Raw genomic sequence first — 19,733 nt, forward strand, 5'->3', positions numbered from 1 at the left:
GCTCGAAGACGGCCCAATGGGCCGTTTTTGAAAGGAAACTTGCCGCTCCCCCCAAGCTTGTGCTTGCAGACTCGGGGGTGCGCGAGGCTATTAGCAGCCGATGACGACGATCACCACTACCGCTGAGCTGGCGGCGTTCTGTAATGAGCTGAAGGGTCAGCCCTTCATCGCCGTGGACACCGAGTTCATGCGCGAAACCACCTACTGGCCCAAGCTGTGCCTGATCCAGGTGGCTTCGCCGGACACCGAAGCCTGTATCGACCCGCTGGCCGAAGGCATCGACCTGGCGCCGCTGCTGGACGTGCTGCGCGATCCCTCGGTCCTGAAGGTGTTCCACGCCGCCCGCCAGGACGTCGAGATCTTCAACAATCTCGACGCCATGCCCACGCCGCTGTTCGACACCCAGGTCGCAGGCATGGCCGCCGGGTTCGGCGAGCAGATCGCGTACGACGCCCTGGTCCGCCAGATGCTGAAGATCGAGCTGGACAAGTCCAGCCGCTTCACCGACTGGGCCCGCCGCCCGCTGAGCGACAACCAGCTGACCTACGCCATCGCCGACGTCACCCACCTGGCCACCCTGTTCCCCATCCTGCGCGACCGCCTGGACAAGGCCGGCCGCCTGGCCTGGGTGGAAGAGGAGATGAAGGCGCTCAACGATCCGGCCGCCTACGACGTCGATCCGGAAAAGGCCTGGCGCCGCCTGCGTCCGCGCAAGACCGCCGCCAAGTACCTGGCGGTGTTCAAGGCCGTGGCCGCCTGGCGCGAGCGCACGGCCCAGAGCCGCGACCAGCCGCGCGGCCGTATCCTGAAGGACGAGGCCATCGACGAGCTGGCCACCCAGGCCCCGACCTCGCTGGAGGGGCTCAACACCCTGCGCAGCGTGCCCAAGGGCTTCGGCGGCTCCAAGTTCGGCCCCGACCTGCTGGCCGCGATCAAGGCCGCCCTGGCCGATCCGGAGGGCTACGCGCCGGTGCTGGAGAAATCCGGCCCACCGCCGCCCGCCTCGGCGGGCGCCGTGGTCGAGCTGCTGAAGGTGCTGCTCAAGGCCCGCGCCGAGGAGGCTGGCGTGGCGTCCAAGCTGATCGCCACCGTCTCGGACCTGGAGAAGATCGCCGCCGACGACGAGGCCAACACGCCCGCCCTGCAGGGTTGGCGGCTGGAGGCCTTCGGTTCGGACGCCCTGAAGATCAAGCGCGGCGAGCTGGCCCTGGTCCTGGACGGAGCCCGCGTGCGGGTCGTCGAGGTCCGCCGCGCGGCGCCCAAGGCGGGCTAGAACTTCGCCTTCGCCGGTGGCTCGGCCACCGGATGCAGGGCCTCACAGCAAGGCGCCGCGGCGGTCTTTCGACTGTCGCGGCGTCTTTGTTCCTGAGCTCTGTTTCCCCTGGTCGGGCGCCTACGCCCTATCGCGCGATGTGCGGAAGGAGGTCGCTGGCCGCCACGACCAGCGATCCCAGCACCACGCCGTGGAACACGCAGCCGACGATCACGGTGCGCTTCACCGACCAGCCGGCGTCGGCCGCGAAGGCGCGGGCCAGGTCGTTCTGCAGGCGGCGGGCCGGGCCGACGACCGATACGTCGCTGGCGTCGGCGAGCCGCAAGGCGGGCCGCGCGCGCGGCGCCGGAAAGGCGGTGATGTGGTCTTCGACCTGTTGGACTTCGACGATCCGCTGCTTCTGCATGGATGCTCTCCCCGTTTATGAGGTGGAGCTTGCGATGCCTGTGGATAATAAACCGTACTCGCCGACCGGTGTTCGGGCGCGGCGGGGTGTCGCGGCGGACGGCCAAAAGAAAGGGCCGGCTCCTCGCGGAACCGGCCCCGTCCATCTTTCCAGACGAAGCGTTTAGTAGGTGAAGCGCACGCCCAGCTTGAAGGTCCGGCCGATCAGGCCGGGATAGTGGAAGGTGGTCAGGAAGTTCGGGGCGCTGGCATAGGCGCCCGGCGCGACCGGGGCCTTCTCGTCGAACAGGTTGCCGACATGGCCGTAGACCTGGACCGAGTCGGTGATCTGGGCCGTGCCGTTCAGGTCGACGTTGACGAACTTCTTGATGTAGCAGAACCGCTGGCCCAGGGCCGTGTTGCCGGTCGCATACTGGTTGGCGGTGACGCAGTCGGTGCTGGTCCGCTGGTCAGCGGCCACCGATTTGATCTTGCCGACATAGTAGGCGGTGGCCGACAGGCTGTAGCGGCCCCACTCGACCGTGTTCTGCCAGTTGCCGCGCCAGTCCGGCGTGCCGTTGCCCGAGGACAGCTGGTACGGACCCAGCGTGCCGGCGTACTTCTGCACGCCGTTGGACGTGTGCAGGTCGGACTTCAGGACGTGGGTGACCTCGACGCGGCTGGTCAGCTTGGCGTCGAAGGGCAGGTTCGCCTTGGCCGTGGCCGAGAAGTCGACGCCCGAGGTCTTGGAGAAGTCGGCGTTCACGAACGGCGCGTTGATGATCAGCACGCGGGGCAGGGCGTTCGGGAACAGTGGATCGATGGCGTCGACCAGGTTGCACGAATAGCCCGGACCCACGGCCGCCACGGCGGCGCAGGCGCTGGTGACGTTGGTGCCGGTATAATAGGCGTTGCGGGCGTTCGCCAGCAGCGGGCCGGCCACGATCAGATCGGACTTCTTCACGTCGTAGTAGTCGACCGTCAGGCTGAGCCACGGGGTCGGCTCGGCGATCACGCCCAGGGTGAAGCTGCGCGACTTTTCCGGCTTCAGGTCCGGATTGCCGACATAGCCGCCGCCCAGCGAGTAGGCCTGGGCGTAGGGGTTGGTGTTGCCGCCCGAGGTGAGACCGCCGTGGGCGTTCTGGAAGCTCGGCGGCGGGGTGAAGGTCGAGAAGCCGGCGTACTGGCTGCGCGCGCCCGATTCGGCGAAGGTCGGAGCCCGGAAGCCCTGCGAGTACGTGCCGCGGAACGCCAGTTGGCGCAGCGGCGTGTACTTGGCGCCGATCTTCGGGGAGAAGTGGCTGAAACCTTCCGAATAGTGGTCGTAGCGGCCCGAGGCGTTGATCTCGAGCTGATCCAGGACCGGCGCCAGCACTTCGAAATAGCCGGCCGTGACGGTGTGCTTGCCGAACGCCGACGAGGTGGTCAGCGAATAGGTGTCCAGCTTGGCGTTCTGGTTGTTGTTGACCAGTTCTTCCTTGCGGACCTGGCCGCCGACGGCCAGCTGCATGGTCCCGCCCGGCAGCTCCCACAGCTCCTTGGTGATCGAGGCGTCCAGCGAGTACATCGTCGAGTGCGACGGCGTGGTCACGGTCGGCGAGATGAAATCGCGGACCGCCTGGGTGTTGTTGCCCGGGTTCACGAAGTCGTAGCTGCCGGTGTTGATCGACTTCAGCAGGTTGGCGATGTTCAGGAAGCCGTACTGCTCGATCTTCAGGTTGTCGCGGGCGGCGACGGCGTCGATTCGCCAGTTCCAGTCGCCCCCGAAGTCGCCCTTCAGGCCCGCGGTGCCACGGTAGACCTCGTTCGTGCGGTCGCTGCCGGCCGGGATGTCGCCGAACAGATAATAGGTGCGCGCCGCGCCGTTGGAGGGATCGTTGGCGAAGGCGGTCGCATAGGGGTTGTTCGGGTTCAGGCGACGGCCGGCCGCGGCCGGATCGGCGCAGTTGACGCCGGAGGTGCAGATCCAGACCGGCAGGACGATGCCGGGATTGGTCGAGGCCAGGGACGGCGATCCCCCGAACGGCTGGGTGTTGCGCAGGGCGCGCGGCTGGTTCTTGATGCTGACGAAGTCGTAGGAGTAGCTGCCGGTGACGTAGCCCTCGACATTCTCGCCCAGCTTGAAGCTCAGGCGACCGTTCAGCGCGTAGCGCTCCTGCTTCGGCTGGATCTGGTTGTAGAGGTCGACCAGATCGTACTTGCAGCCCGTGCCGCGCGCGGCGCCGGTCGTCACGGTATAGGTGCCGGCCAGGCAGGTGCCCAGGCCCAGCGCCGTGTACTCGCTATAGGCCGACGAGCCCGTGCCGATGGTGAAGGGCGTGAGGCCGCCGGTCAGCGGGTTGTTCAGGTCGCTTTGGGTGGTGCGCACGACGACGGCGGTCGGGGTGGCGGTCGTCAGCGTGCTGTCGGCGGTGTTGTTGTCCAGGCCGCCGATCGGGCGCAGGTCCTGGGTGTTGTAGGGGAAGCCGCGGCTGTGGCTGGTGACGCGGCCGTCCTTTTGGTACTCGCCGTTGACGTAGAAGTTCCAGCCCTTCTCGGCGTAGTCGCCGTAGCCGAGGGTCAGATCGAAGCGCTGGTGGCGCGCGTCGCGTTCCTGGCTCTGGCCGAATTCGGCGCTGCCGGAAACGCCTTCGAACTGCCTCTTCAGGATCAGGTTGACGACGCCGCCGATGGCGTCGGCGCCGTAGCTCGACGAGGCGCCGTCCTTGAGGACTTCGATACGGTCGATCAGGCTGAACGGAATGCTGTTGAGGTCGACATAGGCGTTATGGCCGTCGTCGTTGATCGGGAAGTTGGCCGAGCGCAGGCCGTCGATCAGCACCAGGGTGGAGGAAACGCCCAGGCCGCGCAGCGAGACGGCCGAGCCGCCGGCGCTGAAGCCGCTCTGGAAACCGGTGCCGATCGAACCGGCGCCGTCGGCCGAGACCGACCGGATCGCGTCCGTGGCCGTCGTCATGCCGGCGCGCTGCAGGGTCTGCGAGGTCATCACCGTGACCGGCGAGGGCGTCTCGGTGTCGGTGCGGCGGAACAGCGAACCGGTGACGACGATTTCCTCGACCTCGGTCTGGTCGGCCGGGGCGGCGGTCTGGGCGGCGGCCTGACCGGAGCCGAATGCGGCGATGGCGGCGCCGCAGATCATCGTCGTGGCCATCAGCCGCGCGCGCGTGGGTTTAGTTCTCAAGTCGGTGACCCCCAAATATGCAAGGCGCGGTTCGTCGCGCCGCGATGACCTACGGCTTAGCTTTCCTAAGCGTGGTTGCAGCAGGGCTACCGATGATTGGGATGATCGGTCAATAGTTGTCGCATTAATGAAATGGAACGTGGTTTTTTTGACACAAAGAGGCACGACTTGACCCGCAATGTTGCAGGATCGAAATGCTCATTTTCAATGCGTGAAGCTGCGCGCATCGACAGGCTTTCGGCCTGATCGTGCTCGCACAATCCTGAGATGCGCCTTCGAGGCGGCTTTCAGAGCGCGGTGATCTTCAGCTTCAGGCCCAGGATCGTCGCCAGGGCGCCCGCTCTTTTGGCGGTCTGCTCGCCCAGGAGCAGGTCGGCGTAGCCCGGCTCGGCGGCCAGCAGCAACTCGCCCTTGTCGATGGCGAGTCGCGACCGGGCCAGCAGTGGCGCGCTGCGGCCCGACAGGTCGCAGCCCAGGCGGATGGCGGCGCCGACGGCCCGGGCCCGTTTCAGGCGGCCCGGCGACAGCAGGCGCTCCAGCACCTCCAGCTCCGGCGGGGTGAAGGCCGTGGCGTGGCGGGCGAAGGCGGCGGCGGCCAGGAAGGCCCGCTCGGCGTGGGTCTGGCCGGCGATCGGCGCGCGCAGCACCTGCTCGAACACCAGGTCGGCGCGATGGTCGGGGTGCAGCCGCGCGCCCAGGTCGGCCAGGCGGCAGGCGGCCGAGGCCAGGACGGCGTCGCGGTCGCCGAAGCACGGCGGCAACTGGGCCAGGGCGGGAGCCAGCCAAGCGTCCAGCGCCGCGCCCAGCTCGTCGGCCACGCCCTGCCGCGCGCCCAGGGAGGCGCAGCCCTCGACCAGCGGGTCCAGCCGGCGCACGCCGGGCGGCATGGCCTCGAACAGCAGGCCCTCGCGCACGCCGAAGGCCGAGATCTCGATGCGCTTGAGGTCCAGGCTCTCGATCAACTGCTCCAGCACGACGGCGGCGTAGGGCAAGGTCTCCGAGCGCTTCTTGCTCATGCCCTCGATGCGCTCGAGCGAGCTTTTCGACTGGTGGGCGACCAGGCGCGCGGCGTCCAGGGCCTCGGCGCGACTGATGCTGTACTGGTGGACCACATGCAGCGGGTAGCCGGTCAGGCGCATGTGCAGCAGGGCCAGGTTGCGCCAGGCGCCGCCGACGGCGTGGAAGACGTCGGTCCTGAAGGCCTGGGCCACCGGCGCCAGGCGCTGGGCGCACAGCCGCCGCACGGTCTCCAGGTCGAAGCCGTCCGACAGGCCCAGGCTGAACGGTCCCAGCGGCAGGGTGACGCCCAGGCCGGCGCCCGTGGTCTCCAGCCGGACCAGCTCCAGGCTGGCCCCGCCCAGGTCGCCGACCACGCCGGTGGCGTCGGGCGCGCCCGCCAGCACGCCCAGGGCCGCGTAGCGCGCCTCTTCCTCGCCCGACAGCACGCGGGTGGAAAAGCCGGTCTCGGCCCTGATCTGCGCGACGAAGGCCGCCCCGTCCCTGGCCTCGCGCACGGCGGCGGTGGCGGCGATGAAGGTCTCGGCCGGCTTGACCGCCTCCAGCACGGCGCGGAAGCGCTTCAGCGCCGCCAGGGTCTGGGCCACGCCCTCGGGATTCAGCCGGCCGCCGTCGCCCAGGTCACGGCCCAGCCCCGCCAGGACCTTCTCGTTGAAGACGGTCCAGATGGCGCGGCCTTCCAGCCGGTACACCACCAGGCGGACCGAGTTGGAGCCGATATCGATAACGGCCGCGTCGCGCGGCGCCGCAAAAGGCATGGGCTTGGTTTAGCGCATTGGGCGGGGAGGGGAAGGCGGCGCGCGCAAAAAGGTTGCCCGCTCCACAGCTCAGCGTTTCAGGCCGATCAGCGGCGCCGGGTCGTGCAGCGTCCGCCGGCAGGCGCGCACGCGCCAGCCCGCCTCGCCCTTCTCGTAGTAGCAGGACCCGAAGCTGACGGGCCGGCCATTGGCGCGACGTCCGCCCTTGGTCATGGCGTAGGTCCCGTCGGGGCTGATCAGCAGGTGCTCGACCGGCTTGGGCCGGACCGGGCAGCGGCCCCACGAGCGGCCATTGGCCATCACCTGCCAAGGTGGTCTGTAGATCACGCCCGACTTGAACAGCGCCCGTTCGCGCGCCCTGGCCCAGGCCAGGTCGGCGGCGTCGCCGACCTGCGTGTCGCCCGGAACCGCGGGCAGGGCGAAGATCACGCAGATCCGCGCCTGCTCGGCCGGGCGCGGCCCGCAGCCGGCCAGGACCAGCGCCGCCAGGACGACGACGGCGCGCCTCACCCCCCGCCTCAACCTCGTCTGCGCGGCCCGACGTGGTCGAAGGCCTGGGGCAGGTCCTTCACCTTGTGGCCCCGGCCCGACAGGCTGGGATTGGTCATGAAGTACTCGTGGGCCGAGAAGGCGCCCTTGCGGTCCCAGGCCGGGTCGCGGGCGTAGTGGCCCTCGGCGTCGAGGTTCCAGCTCTGGGCCTCGTCGTTGAGGTTGGCGACCATGATCTGGTTCAGCACCTGCTGGTGCACGGTCGGGTTTTCGACGGGGACCAGGCTCTCGACCCGGCGGTCCAGGTTGCGCGGCATCCAGTCGGCCGAGCTGATGAACACCCGGGTCTGCGGGCCGGGCATCGGGCCGCCGTTGGCGAAGGCCACCACGCGGGCATGCTCCAGGAACCGGCCGACGATCGACTTGACGCGGATGTTCTCCGACAGTCCTGCAATCCCAGGTCTTAAACAACAAATCCCGCGCACCACCAGGTCGATCTGCACCCCGTCCTGGCTGGCCGAGTAAAGGGCGTCGATGATCTGCGGGTCGACCACGGCGTTCATCTTGGCCCAGATCGCCGCCGGCCGGCCCTCGCGGGCGTTGCGGGCCTCGGTGGCGATCATGGTCAGCAGGTCCGGCTTCAGCGTCTCGGGGCTGAACGACAGCTTCTCCAGCCCGTGCGGCTGGGCGTAGCCGGTGATGAAGTTGAACAGCTTGCCCCCGTCGCGGCCCAGGGCGGGGTCGCAGGTGAACAGCGACAGGTCCGTATAGACCTTGGCCGTCTGCGGGTGATAGTTGCCGGTGCCGAAATGGCAGTAGGTGCGCAGGGCCTCGCCCTCGCGCCGCACCACCACCGACAGCTTGGCGTGGGTCTTCCAGTCGACGAAGCCGAACACCACGTGCACGCCCGCGCGCTCCAGGTCGCGGGCCCACTTGAGGTTATTCTCCTCGTCGAACCGGGCCTTGATCTCGACCAGGGCGGTGACGTTCTTGCCGTTGTCGGCCGCCTCGATCAGGGCCGCGACGATCGGGCTGTCCTTGGACGTGCGGTACAGGGTCTGCTTGATCGCCAGCACGTTGGGATCGCGCGCCGCCTGGCGGATGAACTGCACCACCACGTCGAAGCTCTCGAACGGGTGGTGGACCAGGATGTCCTTCTCGCGGATCGCGGCGAAGCAGTCGCCGCCGTGGTCGCGCACCCGCTCGGGGAAGCGGGCGTTGTAGGGCTTGAACTTCAGGTCCGGACGGTCCGGCGGGATCAGCTCGGCCATCTGGGCCAGGCCCAGCTTGCCGTCGACCAGCACCACGTCCTCGGGCTGGGCGCGCAGGCCCTCGATGATGAACTCGCGCAGGTCCTCGGGCATGGTGGTCTGGATCTTGACCCGCACCACGCGGCCCAGGCGGCGCTTCTTCAGCCGCGCCTCGAACTCGCGCACCAGGTCCTCGGCCTCTTCCTCGATCTCCAGGTCGCTGTCGCGGATCAGGCGGAACAGGCCGCGGCCCTCGACCTCGTAGCCGGGGAACAGGTGCCCCAGGAACAGGATGATGAAGCTTTCCAGCGCCACGATCCGCCGCTCGCGCTTGCGCGTGCTCCTGGCCGGCGCCTGGGAGAGCTCCCAGAACCGCTGCACCTGGCTGGGCACCGGCACCAGGGCGTAGAGGTGCTTGTCGTCGGCGATGCGCCGCAGCTTGAGCGCCAGGCAGAAGCCGAGGTTCGGGATGAACGGGAACGGGTGGGCCGGGTCGATGGCCAGAGGCGTCAGCACCGGGAACATCCGGGTCAGGAAGATCTCCTCGGCCCGCTCGCGGTCCGGCCCGGCGATGTCCTTGGCGTCCAGCAGCTTGAGGCCCTCGCCCCACAGCTCGGCCCGCACCTCGCGCCAGATCCGCTGCTGCTCGGCCATCAGCTCGGCCGCCGAGGCGTTGATCCGCGCCAGCTGCTCGCCCGGCGTCAGCCCGTCCTGGCTGACCACCCGCACGCCCTCGCGCACCTGGCCCTTCAGGCCGGCCACCCGGACCATGTAGAATTCGTCGAGGTTGTTGGCGCTGATCGACAGGAACCGCAGCCGCTCCAGCAGCGGGTGGCGCGGATTGGCGCTCTCCTCCAGGACCCGCTGGTTGAAGGCCAGCCACGAGGTCTCGCGGTTGAAGAACCGCTCGGGCGAGCCCGCCAGCTCCTCGTCCAGCCGCAGGCCCGCCAGGTCCGGCGCGGCCGGCGAGGGCGCGGCGGGCAGGTCAAGGGCGGCGGCGTCGGTCATGGGGGTCTCCGGTCTACTGTGTACAGAGTGACGGAGGGTGGTGACAGGAGCAAGACAAAGGGCGGCGGGGGGCGAAGCTTCGCCTGGAAAGAGGGGGGGGGGGGGGGCGGTGTTCGCGGCGCGACGTCACGAACTATTGTCATCCCGGACGAGCGCGCAGCGCGAAGATCCGGGACCGGGGCCTGAGTTCGGCGCTTGTGGCGGTCCCGGATCCGCGGCCTTCGGCCTTGTCCGGGATGACAGCCGTCTAGGAGACGGAGGGAGCAGCCCTCACTCCTCCTCGTCGTCCCCGCCGAAATCCAGCACCGCCAGGGCCAGGGCCTTGTTGACCTCGCGGCCCTGCTCGATGGACGCCTCGTCCAAGGCCGCCACCGCCGCCAGGGCGGCCGGCGCCGAGCGGGGCAATCTCGCCATCAGGTAGGGATAGAGGTCCGTCGCCGGCCGGATGCCCGCCGCCTCGAAGCCGCGCCGCAGCACCGCCTCCAGCACCAGGTCGTCGGGCGCCTCGATCCGGGCCACGGTCAGGGCGTTGAGCCGCGAGCGCAGGTCGGGCACGTCGGCCTCCCAGGCCACCGGGGCCAGGCGGCCGGTCAGCAGCAGCGAGCCGCCGTCGACCCCGGCCATGTTGATCAGGTGGAACAGGGCCTCGTCGTCGACCAGGTCGCCGTCAGCCCGGCGATCGGCGTCCTCGACCAGCAGCGGCCGGCCGCGCAGGGCGGCCAGGTCCAGCGGCGCCTTGCCGCCTAGGGGCCTCGGAGAGGCCGCCTCGACCACCACGGCCCCGGTCCGCCGCGCCCAGTCGCGCGCCAGGTGGGTCTTGCCCGTCCCCGCCGGCCCGACCAGGGCCAGCCGCCCGTCGGGCCAGGCCGGCCAGGCGTCCAGGCTCTCCAGCGCCAGGGCGTTGGTCGGCGACGCCGCGAACGACTCCCGGTCCCAGCGGGGCGGGACGGTCAGCGGCAGTCGGAACTGACGGGGCAAGGCGGCGTCCGGACAGGGTTACTCGGTTACCGGAGATATAGGCTGCGTCGCGGGGAAGGGCGAGGTGGGCGGACGGTTTGGCTGGGGATGAGGGGCGGGGAGGTGTGGATGGGGCAAGCGTTCGCTCCGCTCCCGCCTCCAACGTCCGTCATTGCCGCCCTTGTGGCGGGAGCCCCTCGTCCCGTCGCGCGGGCGAAGGAGTGGCGCGCCAGCGCGCCAAGGCGGGTCGCACGTTCATAGCGACCCACGGTGGTTGGCAGCGATAGGGTCGGTTTGTCGGCAAGAGGTGACTAAGAGGTGACGACGAATTTCGCCCTATTGGATGCTCGTCTCTCGTCAGTCTGCTGGATTCCAGCGCTCAATCTCGAGCGCGGCGAACGAGTCGAAAAATGCTTCCATGAAAGTGGGAAACCAGGCGCTATCCATCCCCATTGATCGCCGCCCCTCCACCGGTTCGGCGCCAACTAGACCCCAAGGGCACTTAGGCCCGAAGCCTTCTTCGCAGTACGCGATTGCTGTACCTGATCCGGCAGAGTCGTCGAGCACCACCCAGCCAAGGTACTGTTGGTCGGACGCTCCGTAGTCCCAGTCCAACCTTGTTGCGATCGGTTCAACCAAAAGGCTGCGTACTAAGGCGACGATGCGCGGATCATTGACCCTTAGCAATTCCGCGTCGATCCCGGCTTTGAGGGAGTCTCCTGTGATGCTCATGCGCGGAATGTAGCACGACCTCAGCGGCCGATTGCCGCCCTGAACAGACGATCAGCAGGCCCGCTCCAGGTGCCGACAAACCACCTAAACCTGCCGAGGAACCGGCGTCCAATTGAACACCGCTTCATAGAGATCGTCCCAACGCGGGTTGTCGCGTTCGATCAGGTTGATCTTCCATTGGCGCGGCCAGCGCTTGATCGAGGTCTCGCGCTGGATGGCGTCGGTCATCTGGTCGTGGATTTCGTACCAGACCAGGCGCTTGAGGCCGTAGCGGCGAGTGAAGCCGCCAACCCCCTCGCGATGCTGGATGATACGACTGTGGAACTGGCCGGTGACGCCGGTGTAGAGCGTGCCGCGATAGCGGTCGGTCATCATGTAGACGGCGATCCAGGCGTCGGCGGCGACCATGTTGGACCTGTCGGGACGATATGAAGCTATAGGTTGATATTAGCCTTATCACACCTCAGCCGTCATTCCCGCCCTTGTGGCGGGAACCCCTTCGTCCGTCGCAAGAGCAGCGGTGTGGCGCGCCGGCGCGCCAAGGCGGCGCACCGTCGGCTGAACCAGGGGTTCCCGCCACAAGGGCGGGAATGACGGGCGGTGGGGCTGGCGGTGGGACACGCTATATGTGTCAAATGACCACCTCCACCTCCCAAGACCTCGCCGCCTGGCGCGCCCGCATCACCAAGCCCGCCGGCCCCCTCGGCAACGCCTCCCGCGCCGTGCAGCGGAAGATCAACACGATCATCCCCGAGAAGGTCCACGCCGCGATCACCGCCGCCATGGAGGGGATGACCAAGGCGATCCTGACCGGGGCCGACTTCGCCACGGCGTCTCCGCTCCAGGACGCCACCCTGGAGCAGCGGGAGGCCAAGGTGGCGACCGCCATCCAGGGCTGGAAGACCGCCGCCGGGGCCGAGGGCGGGGTGGCGGGGGCGGGCGGGTTCCTGCTGGCGGCGGCCGACTTCCCGCTGCTGATGAGCTTCAAGCTCAAGCTCTTGTTCGAGATCGCCGCCCTCTACGGCCATGACGGGAGCGTGCTGAGCGAGCGGCTCTATATCCTGCACATCTTCGAGCTGGCCTTCTCGGACGTCGAGCACCGCCGCAAGGTGCTGGAGGCCATGGACGACTGGGACGCGCGGCCGCATCCCGCCGACCTGAAGGGCTTCGACTGGCGCTCGTTCCAGCAGCAGTACCGCGACCACATCGACCTGGCCAAGCTGGCCCAGCTGCTGCCCGTGGTCGGCGCCCCGGTCGGGGCCGTGGTCAACTGGCGGCTGACGGCCCACCTGGGGAAGACGGCGATGATGGCCTATCGGATGCGGTGGCTGGCGGGGGAGGGGCGGACGGAGCGGGCGGCGAGCGGGGCCTCCTAGCGGAATCCCATTTTTATCCGCTCATCCCGGCGAATGCCGGGACCCAGATCCCATGGCTGGGTGGAGGATTGGAGAGACTCAGCGCTCCTGGCGTCAGCCACACCGCCATTCCATCTGGGTCCCGGCATTCGCCGGGATGAGCGGAGTTTGGGTGGTTTATGCTCGGCGTATCCGCGATGAACCTCAGCGAAATCAACGCCCTGAACTTTCTCGACCCGTTTCTGTCCTCACCCCTTCCAACCGCCCTTATCCTTGACCCACCTCGTCGCATGGAAAGGGCGCATGGCCAGCGACCGATGCGGCGGCGAGGGGCGATCGAGCGGGTAGCTCTGTCGGTGGTGTTGTCCGCGTGCGTAAGGACAGGACCAACCTCGCGTCTCTGGTGCCGGTCGGGCCTGTTATACAGATACGACGTGGCGCGAGGGCCGGCGGAGCAGCAGGCGAGCGGTGACGCGCTCGCGGTCCGGGACCGGGTGTCGTTGACCTGGCCCGCCCGTCGGAGGCTTCAAGGCGGCGAGGCCCGAACAGGGCTCAGCGCCGCAGGCTTCCGGATAACGACCGCGCGGAGCGATCTGGGCTTCGTCGAAACGGTTACTCTTCAAACACTCCGGACGATGTCCGGCGCTCCGCGACCCTTTCCATAACCTCAGCGGAAGTCCGCGTGAGAGCGAGAGATCGTGCCGGTGACCACTTGCCCCCACCTGGCGGCTTCGCCGCCTGTCCGCCCCCAGAGGGGGCGGAGCCGAGGCTCTTCCCCCTCTGGGGGAAGACGACCGCGAAGCGGTCCGTAGGGGGCAAGTGACCGGGGCCAGAATCCTTGACATCCACGCCCCCCCATGCGCCTTTCCGCCCCTCGAAAATCACGCGTTCCAAAGACTTTTCCATGACCTCGACGCACGCCTATCGCACCCACACCTGCGGCGCCCTGCGGGCCTCCGACACCGGCGCCGGGGTGCGCCTGTCGGGCTGGATCCACCGCAAGCGCGACCACGGCGGCCTGGTCTTCATCGACCTGCGCGATCATTACGGCCTGACCCAGCTGGTGCTGCACCCCGAGACCCCCGGCTTCGCGGTCGTCGAGCGCCTGCGGGCCGAGAGCGTGATCCGGGTCGATGGCGAGGTGATCGCCCGCGACGCCAGCGTGGTGAACCCCAACCTGCCGACCGGCGAGATCGAGATCCGCGTCTCGGCCGTCGAGGTGCTGAGCGAAGCCGCCGAGTTGCCGCTGCCGGTGTTCGGCGAGCCGGACTATCCCGAAGAAATCCGGTTGAAGCACCGCTATCTCGACCTGCGCCGCGAGACCCTGCACAAGAACATCGTGCTGCGCAGCAAGGTGATCCAGTCGATCCGCTCGCGGATGTTCGCGCAAGGGTTCAACGAGTTCCAGACCCCGATCCTGACGGCCTCGTCGCCGGAAGGGGCGCGCGACTTCCTGGTACCGTCTCGCCTGCATCCGGGCAAGTTCTACGCCCTGCCCCAGGCCCCCCAGCAGTTCAAGCAGCTGCTGATGGTCTCGGGCTTCGACCGCTACTTCCAGATCGCCCCGTGCTTCCGCGACGAGGACCTGCGCGCCGACCGCAGCCTCGAATTCTATCAGCTGGACGTCGAGATGAGCTTCGTCACCCAGGAAGACGTGTTCGCGGCCATCGAGCCGGTGATGCACGGGGTGTTCGAGGAGTTCTCGGGCGGCAAGCCGGTGTCGCCCATTGATGGGACTCATAGTTTCACCAACGATTTCGGCCAGACCCTGGAGCACAAGGGCTTCGAGCGCCTGACCTACGCCCAGTCGATGGCCTGGTACGGCAGCGACAAGCCCGACCTGCGCAACCCGATCAAGATGGCCGACGTCTCCGAGCATTTCCGCGACGGCGGTTTCGGCCTGTTCGCCAAGATCCTCGGCGCCGACGCCAAGAACGCCATCTGGGCCATTCCGGCCCCGACCGGCGGCAGCCGCGCCTTCTGCGACCGCATGAATTCGTGGGCCCAGGGCGAGGGCCAGCCGGGCCTGGGCTACGTCTTCTGGTCCGAGGACCAGGGCGCGTGGGGCGGCCCGATCGCCAAGAACCTGGGCGAACCGACGCAAGGCCTGATGGAGAGCCTGGGCCTGGGCCAGGGCGACGCGGCCTTCTTCGTGGCCGGGGATCCCTCCGTGTTCGCCAAGTTCGCGGGCCTGGCCCGCACCCGGGTCGGGACCGAGCTGAAGCTGGTCGACGAGAACCAGTTCAAGTTCTGCTGGATCGTCGACTTCCCGATGTTCGAATGGAACGAGGAGGAGAAGAAGGTCGACTTCTCGCACAACCCGTTCTCGATGCCGCAGGGCGGGCTGGAGGCCCTGGAGACCCAGGACCCGCTGACCATCCGCGCCTACCAGTACGACATCGTCTGCAACGGCTACGAGCTGTGCTCGGGCGCGATCCGCAACCACAAGCCGGAGATCATGCTCAAGGCCTTCGAGACCGCCGGCTACGGCGCCGAGGTGGTCGAGGAACAGTTCGGCGGCATGCTCAACGCCTTCCGCTTCGGGGCCCCGCCGCACGGCGGCCTGGCGCCGGGCATCGACCGGATCGTCATGCTGCTGGCCGAGCAAGTGGCCATCCGCGAGGTCATCGCCTTCCCGCTGAACCAGCAGGGCCAGGACCTGCTGATGAACGCCCCGGCCGAGGCCCTGGACAAGCAGTACAAGGAACTGCACATCCGCTCGGCCCCGCCGATCAAGGTCTAGGTTGGCGAGGCCCGGCGCCCATGAAAAAGCCCTCCGGTCCAGCGGGATCGGAGGGCTTTTTTGTCCGGCGCGCGGGGCGGGCCTAGTTGCCCAGGTCCTTGACCGGTTTGGCCGGCGCCGGGGGCCTGGGCGGCTTCGGCGGCCTGGGAACGGCGGCCAGGCGGGCGGCGGCGGCGATCTCGGCGCGATGGGCCTCGACCTGGGCCCGGGCGGCCTCGGCCTGGGCGCGCTCGAAGCTGGGGCTGACGCGGACCCGGACATTGCCCGAGCAGTTGCGGATGGTCAGGCCGCGCGGCAGCCGGGTGCCGCCGTCGCCGCAGGCCTCGTCCAGCTGGTCCTGGTCCAGGCCGCGGGCGTTGGACAGGTCGGCCCCGCCGAGACTGGCGCCGGACAGGTCGGCCCCCGCGAAGTCGGCGCCGTTGAAGATCGCGCCGCGCAGGGTCGAGCCCGTGAACTCGGCGTTGCGGAACGAGGCCCGCTCGTAATTGCCGCCGGTCATGTTGCTGGCGTTCAGCTCCGACGAGCTGAAGTTGGCGCCCCTGGCGTTGACGCCCTGCAGGTTGGCGCCGATCAGCTCGCTGCTGGACAGGTTGGCCCGTTCCAGATTGGCGCCCTGGAAGCTGGCGCCGTGCAGTTCGCTGCTCGACAAGTCGACCCGGCCAAGGTCGGCGGCGACGAAGTTGGCGCCGCTGCTCTCGATACCCGACAGCCGGGCGTCGGTGAAGATGGCGTGGGAGAAGCCGGCGCCCCGCATTTCGGCGCCGCGCAGGTCGGCCCGCGACAGGTCCGCGCCGGTGAAATTGGACCCGAAGAAGCTGGCGCCGCGCAGGTCGGCCCCGATCAGGTTGGCCTTGGCGTAGTTGGCGCCGGTGAAGCGCGCGCCGGTCAGCTTGCGGCCCGACAGCTCGCAGCTCACGCAGGCGCCGCCCAGCGAGATCATCCTGGCCACGTCCTTGTCCTCGACCCCGGCATAGGCCTGATGGGCCATGGCTGACAGGGCGAGCGACAGAGCGGCGATCGTGATCCGCAAGCGGGACATCGAAACCTCCAGACCGGTCAAGATAAGCGACCGTGTGGGTTACGATTTGGGGCCGTCGAGACCCAAGCGCCACTTAAATCGCGGTAATGACGGAAGTTTAACGGCAAGCGGGCACGGAAAGGCCGCGTGGCAAGCGGGTGGACATATCGCCGCAGGCCCGGTTCAGCTGGGCCTGGGTCAGGCCCACGGCGCGGTCCATCTCGGCGCCCGAGAGGTTGGCGCCGGCCAGGGTCGCGCCCCGGAAGTTGGCGCCCTCCAGATAGGCGCCGACCAGGCTGGCGTTGGTCAGGTTGGCCCCGGCGAAGCTGGCCCCGCCGAACACGCCGCCGTAGAAATTGACGTCGCGCAGGTCGCCGCCGGCGAAGCTGGTGCGGTTCATCTCGGCCAGGCTCAGGTCGGCCTGGCGCAGGCGGGCGCCGGCCAGGTTCCGGCCCTTGAGCACCGTGCCGGAGAGGTCGGCCTGGAACAGGTTGCAGCGCGGGCAGCTGGCCCCGCCACGGACCTGGGCGATCTGGCTGGCGTTCTGGGCCGTCGCGGGACCGGCCAGCAGCAGCAGGCCGGCGGCGGCGAGGATCGGGAGCAGCGGTTTCATTCTGGCACGCGTCTTTCGGCGGGAACGGCGATCAAGCATGGCCACGCAAGCTTAAGGCCAGGCAAACGGCTAGCCGGCGTCGCTCTCGCCGGGAGAGGCGTCGGCCTGGGTTCCACAGCTGTCGCAGACCACCAGGCCGCCCTTGCGGCTCAGGGCCAGGTCGCCGCAGGCCGGGCAGACGTCCCCGCTGGCCCCGACCGGTCGGGCTTCCTGGTCCCGGCGGCCGCCGAACGGCAGGAACACCAGGTTGTCGGGCGCCGCGCCGCGCGAAAAACCCTTGGAGATGAACTTGCTCGCGGGCAGGGGCTCGGGCCCCGCCTCGCCATCGGTCGCGCCTTCGCCCCGGCCCAGGCCGTCGGCGTTGAATTCGCCCGGATCGGCGTTGGCCAGGTCGTCCCGCCCCAGGTACGAGACGCCCAGTTCGCGGAAGATGTAGTCGAGGATCGACGTCGCCGAACGGATCGAGTCGTTGCCCGTCACCGGGCCGGCCGGCTCGAACTTCGTGAAGACATAAGCGTCGACGAACTCGTCCAGCGGCACGCCGTATTGCAGGCCGATCGAGATGGCGATGGCGAAATTGTTCATCAGGCTGCGGAAGGCGGCGCCTTCCTTGTGCATGTCGATGAAGATCTCGCCGACCTCGCCGTCTTCGTATTCGCCGGTGTGCAGATAGACCTTGTGGCCGCCGACCGCAGCCTTCTGGATATAGCCTTTGCGGCGGTCGGGCAGCTTGCGGCGAGCGCGGCCGCCGCGCTCCACGATCCGCTCGACCACGCGTTCGACGATCCGCTCCTTCACCGGGGCGGGACTTGGGACGACGGCCTCGGCGCGGGCCGGCCTGGGCGCCTCGGCTTCCGCCTCGGGCAGGGGAAGGGCGAAACCCGCCGGCGGCGCGGCGCGGTTCAGGCGCAGGGCCCGGACGCCGGCGCGGGCGGCGGCGGCCTGCAGGCGGGCGGCGTCCGACGGGCGCGCGTCGAAGGGCAGGTCCAGCACGGCCGGGGTGGCCAGGCAGGTGAAGGTCTCAACCGCGGCCTGCATCGCCAGCCGGTCGGCCAGGACCGGGGCCTCGATCGCGGCGAACAGCGCCCGAAGTTCGCCTTCCAGGGCCTCGCAATCGGACAGGCGGCGCGCTCCGAGGGCATGGCGCTCGGCGGCCTCGATCTCGACCTCGGAAAAGCCGGCGAAGGCCAGGGTGTCGAAGTCCGGATCGGCCAGGGCCTCCGCGGGCGCGCCCAGCACGTCGCTGAGGAAGCCCGCCCCGATCACCGCCGGGGCGAAGGCGGCGCGCAGGCCTTCGGCGTGGCGCAGGGCGTCTTCGGCCAGTTCAATTTCATGAGCCGTGAAGCCGCGAGCCTGCAGCACCGTATGGTCGATCGCCGGGGACTCGGCCAGCGAGCCGTGGCCGACGGCGTGGCGACGGGCGGCGTCGAAGTCGGCGCCCGCCTCGCTCAGGCAAAGGTGGGCGGCGGCGCTGAAGGTGGGAACCAGCAGGCCGTCAGCGGTCTCCGCCGTCGAGACCGACGGGGCGGCGTCGGCGGGGCCCAGAGGCTTGCCGCCCAGGCGAAGGGCGGCCTCCGGATCGGCGAAGGCGGCCACCAGGCGGGACGAGCGCAGGCCGTGCTTGCGGGCCAGGCCATGGCCGACAGCCAGGGCCGCGGCGGATTCCGAGGCCAGGGGCGAGCGCAGGGCGGCGGCGCGGACGCGACGTTCGGCCAGGCCGCGCAGCACCGTCTGGCGCTCCTGGGCGAAGGCGGGATCGGCGCCGAGCACGGCGGCGGCCTCGGCGCTGGCGCTGAGCGCAGCGCCAACCGCCAGGGCCCAGAGCGCCGAGGCGGCGTCTCGTCCAAGGTCGCCGGCGGCCGACAGCCCCTGGGCCAGCAGCCAGTCGCCGACCCCGGCCAGGCCGATCTCGGCCGGGCGGTCGCCGCGTTCGATTTCCAGGGCCGTGGCCCACAGGCCCACCACCTGGTTGAAACCGGCGGTGTCGAAGGTCTCGCCGTGCTGGAAGGCGGTGACGTCGATCGCGGCGCGAACCGGCGCGCCCCGGGCCAGGGCTTCGGCGTCCTCGGGCGACAAGGCCAGCACCAGGGCGCTGGTCTCCCAGCCGATCTGGGCGGCGAAGTTGGCGGCTTCGTCGACCGCCGCCACGCCCTGGCGGGACGCCGAGGCGACCATCGGGGCGACGGCCTTGGCGTCCGGTTCGATCAGGGCCGTCCGCGGCGCGCCGGCCAGGGCGATCGCGTCAAGGATCATGCGGTCGTCGGCGCCCAGGTCGCGGGCCCGGCGCGCGGCGCGGCCGAGCGCGCTGTTCTTGGTGGGATCGGCGCAGGTCCTGGCCTCGCCATGGCAGCGTTGGACGGCGTCGCCGACCTGAGCCAGGGCCGCGTCGAGCCGCGCGGCGGCCTTGGCGGCCAGACGCGCCGACCGCCAGTGCGCCAGGCCGTCCTCGGCGGCCCGCTTGAATTCGATTTCTCCAATGTCGGGCAGGCGTCGCCGCGCCACGGCGGCGCCGGCTGGAGCGGCCGTCCCCGTCAGCATGGTGGCCAGCAGGGCGTCGCGGAAAGCGTCGGCGTCGGCGGCGTCTCCGAACAGGCCATCGGACAGTCCTGCCTTGGCCAGGTGGTCGGCATAGCGGGCCGGGCCGCCGCCCAACGGCGCCTCGGAGTCGATCGCGCCGTCGTTCCGGTCCCGGGCGGCCCAATCCAGCCAGGCCTCGACCCTGGCGTCCGTCCAACCCTCCGGCGCCAGCGCCTCGACCACGGCATCGGGGCGTTCGATCTCGCGCAACGCGAGGCGCGGGGCGGAGACGGGGTGTCGGGACTGGATGCGCATGGGCGATTCCGCAGCCTGGGCGCCTGGATGCGCCAAGAATTAGCCATCCTAGATCGTGGAACGGCGGCCTTCAATAGATGTGGGGTGCCGCCGCGTCCTGATCCACAAGATGTTGAATGGAGG

14 protein-coding genes are annotated in these 19,733 nt (G+C 69.4%); 3 read left to right on the forward strand and 11 right to left on the reverse strand.

All coding sequences use genetic code 11. The annotated features are described in order from the left end of the window. The first annotated feature begins 100 nt into the window (after positions 1-100). Positions 101-1,273 carry a ribonuclease D gene (gene rnd / locus AC07NX_RS16245; protein ID WP_494643181.1) on the forward strand — a complete coding sequence of 391 codons (1,173 nt, stop codon included), beginning with the start codon at positions 101-103 and terminating at the stop codon, positions 1,271-1,273. 127 nt (positions 1,274-1,400) lie between these two features. Here rnd and AC07NX_RS16250 read toward each other — a convergent pair whose 3' ends face one another. The 8 genes from AC07NX_RS16250 to AC07NX_RS16285 form a co-directional block, all read right to left on the reverse strand. Beyond that, positions 1,401-1,679, reverse strand: a complete 279-nt coding sequence (locus AC07NX_RS16250) for a hypothetical protein (RefSeq protein ID WP_494643183.1) — start codon at positions 1,677-1,679, stop codon at positions 1,401-1,403. A 162-nt stretch (positions 1,680-1,841) separates the two neighbouring features. After that, positions 1,842-4,808, reverse strand: a complete 2,967-nt coding sequence (locus tag AC07NX_RS16255; protein ID WP_494643184.1) for a TonB-dependent receptor plug domain-containing protein — start codon at positions 4,806-4,808, stop codon at positions 1,842-1,844. Between the two features lie 317 nt (positions 4,809-5,125). After that, positions 5,126-6,613 (reverse strand): Ppx/GppA phosphatase family protein, encoded by a 1,488-nt coding sequence (locus AC07NX_RS16260; protein ID WP_494643186.1) that lies wholly within the window; start codon positions 6,611-6,613, stop codon positions 5,126-5,128. Positions 6,614-6,682: 69 nt separating this feature from the next. Beyond that, complete coding sequence (locus AC07NX_RS16265) at positions 6,683-7,123, reverse strand: hypothetical protein (protein WP_494643188.1); 441 nt, start codon at positions 7,121-7,123, stop codon at positions 6,683-6,685. A gap of 8 nt (positions 7,124-7,131) precedes the next feature. Then, complete coding sequence (locus AC07NX_RS16270; RefSeq protein WP_494643189.1) at positions 7,132-9,360, reverse strand: RNA degradosome polyphosphate kinase; 2,229 nt, start codon at positions 9,358-9,360, stop codon at positions 7,132-7,134. A 270-nt stretch (positions 9,361-9,630) separates the two neighbouring features. After that, positions 9,631-10,338, reverse strand: a complete 708-nt coding sequence (hdaA, locus tag AC07NX_RS16275) for a DnaA regulatory inactivator HdaA (RefSeq protein WP_494643190.1) — start codon at positions 10,336-10,338, stop codon at positions 9,631-9,633. A gap of 336 nt (positions 10,339-10,674) precedes the next feature. After that, a complete protein-coding gene (locus AC07NX_RS16280) occupies positions 10,675-11,049 on the reverse strand; it encodes a hypothetical protein (protein WP_494643191.1) in 375 nt (124 codons plus the stop codon). Positions 11,050-11,133: 84 nt separating this feature from the next. Continuing rightward, positions 11,134-11,457 carry a GIY-YIG nuclease family protein gene (locus AC07NX_RS16285; RefSeq protein WP_494643192.1) on the reverse strand — a complete coding sequence of 108 codons (324 nt, stop codon included), beginning with the start codon at positions 11,455-11,457 and terminating at the stop codon, positions 11,134-11,136. Between the two features lie 227 nt (positions 11,458-11,684). Here AC07NX_RS16285 and AC07NX_RS16290 point away from each other — a divergent pair, with 227 nt between their 5' ends. Together AC07NX_RS16290 and aspS are read left to right on the forward strand one after the other, a co-directional pair. Then, entirely contained in the window at positions 11,685-12,425 is a 741-nt protein-coding gene (locus AC07NX_RS16290; RefSeq protein WP_494643193.1) for an EcsC family protein, read from the forward strand. A gap of 883 nt (positions 12,426-13,308) precedes the next feature. Beyond that, a complete protein-coding gene (gene aspS / locus AC07NX_RS16295; RefSeq protein WP_494643195.1) occupies positions 13,309-15,147 on the forward strand; it encodes an aspartate--tRNA ligase in 1,839 nt (612 codons plus the stop codon). An 82-nt stretch (positions 15,148-15,229) separates the two neighbouring features. Here aspS and AC07NX_RS16300 read toward each other — a convergent pair whose 3' ends face one another. The 3 genes from AC07NX_RS16300 to AC07NX_RS16310 form a co-directional block, all read right to left on the reverse strand. Beyond that, the gene (locus tag AC07NX_RS16300; RefSeq protein WP_494643196.1) at positions 15,230-16,186 is read right to left on the reverse strand and encodes a pentapeptide repeat-containing protein; all 957 of its coding nucleotides are present in this window, start codon (positions 16,184-16,186) and stop codon (positions 15,230-15,232) included. Between the two features lie 97 nt (positions 16,187-16,283). Continuing rightward, positions 16,284-16,778, reverse strand: coding sequence for a pentapeptide repeat-containing protein (locus tag AC07NX_RS16305; RefSeq protein ID WP_494643198.1), 495 nt, complete (start codon positions 16,776-16,778; stop codon positions 16,284-16,286). 69 nt (positions 16,779-16,847) lie between these two features. After that, the gene (locus AC07NX_RS16310) at positions 16,848-19,610 is read right to left on the reverse strand and encodes a TSCPD domain-containing protein (protein WP_494643200.1); all 2,763 of its coding nucleotides are present in this window, start codon (positions 19,608-19,610) and stop codon (positions 16,848-16,850) included. Positions 19,611-19,733 lie beyond the last annotated feature (123 nt).

The sequence above is a fragment of the Caulobacter sp. GW821-FHT09A05 genome, assembly GCF_059418465.1.

Bases quoted from the DNA above. Each gene is read 5' to 3' on its own strand.
- rnd (WP_494643181.1), top strand. From the start codon at position 101: ATGACGACGATCACCACTACCGCTGAGCTGGCGGCGTTCTGTAATGAG.
- AC07NX_RS16250 (WP_494643183.1), bottom strand. From the start codon at position 1,679: ATGCAGAAGCAGCGGATCGTCGAAGTCCAACAGGTCGAAGACCACATC.
- AC07NX_RS16255 (WP_494643184.1), bottom strand. From the start codon at position 4,808: ATGGCCACGACGATGATCTGCGGCGCCGCCATCGCCGCATTCGGCTCC.
- AC07NX_RS16260 (WP_494643186.1), bottom strand. From the start codon at position 6,613: ATGCCTTTTGCGGCGCCGCGCGACGCGGCCGTTATCGATATCGGCTCC.
- AC07NX_RS16270 (WP_494643189.1), bottom strand. From the start codon at position 9,360: ATGACCGACGCCGCCGCCCTTGACCTGCCCGCCGCGCCCTCGCCGGCC.
- AC07NX_RS16280 (WP_494643191.1), bottom strand. From the start codon at position 11,049: ATGAGCATCACAGGAGACTCCCTCAAAGCCGGGATCGACGCGGAATTG.
- AC07NX_RS16285 (WP_494643192.1), bottom strand. From the start codon at position 11,457: ATGGTCGCCGCCGACGCCTGGATCGCCGTCTACATGATGACCGACCGC.
- AC07NX_RS16290 (WP_494643193.1), top strand. From the start codon at position 11,685: ATGACCACCTCCACCTCCCAAGACCTCGCCGCCTGGCGCGCCCGCATC.
- aspS (WP_494643195.1), top strand. From the start codon at position 13,309: ATGACCTCGACGCACGCCTATCGCACCCACACCTGCGGCGCCCTGCGG.
- AC07NX_RS16300 (WP_494643196.1), bottom strand. From the start codon at position 16,186: ATGTCCCGCTTGCGGATCACGATCGCCGCTCTGTCGCTCGCCCTGTCA.
- AC07NX_RS16305 (WP_494643198.1), bottom strand. From the start codon at position 16,778: ATGAAACCGCTGCTCCCGATCCTCGCCGCCGCCGGCCTGCTGCTGCTG.
- AC07NX_RS16310 (WP_494643200.1), bottom strand. From the start codon at position 19,610: ATGCGCATCCAGTCCCGACACCCCGTCTCCGCCCCGCGCCTCGCGTTG.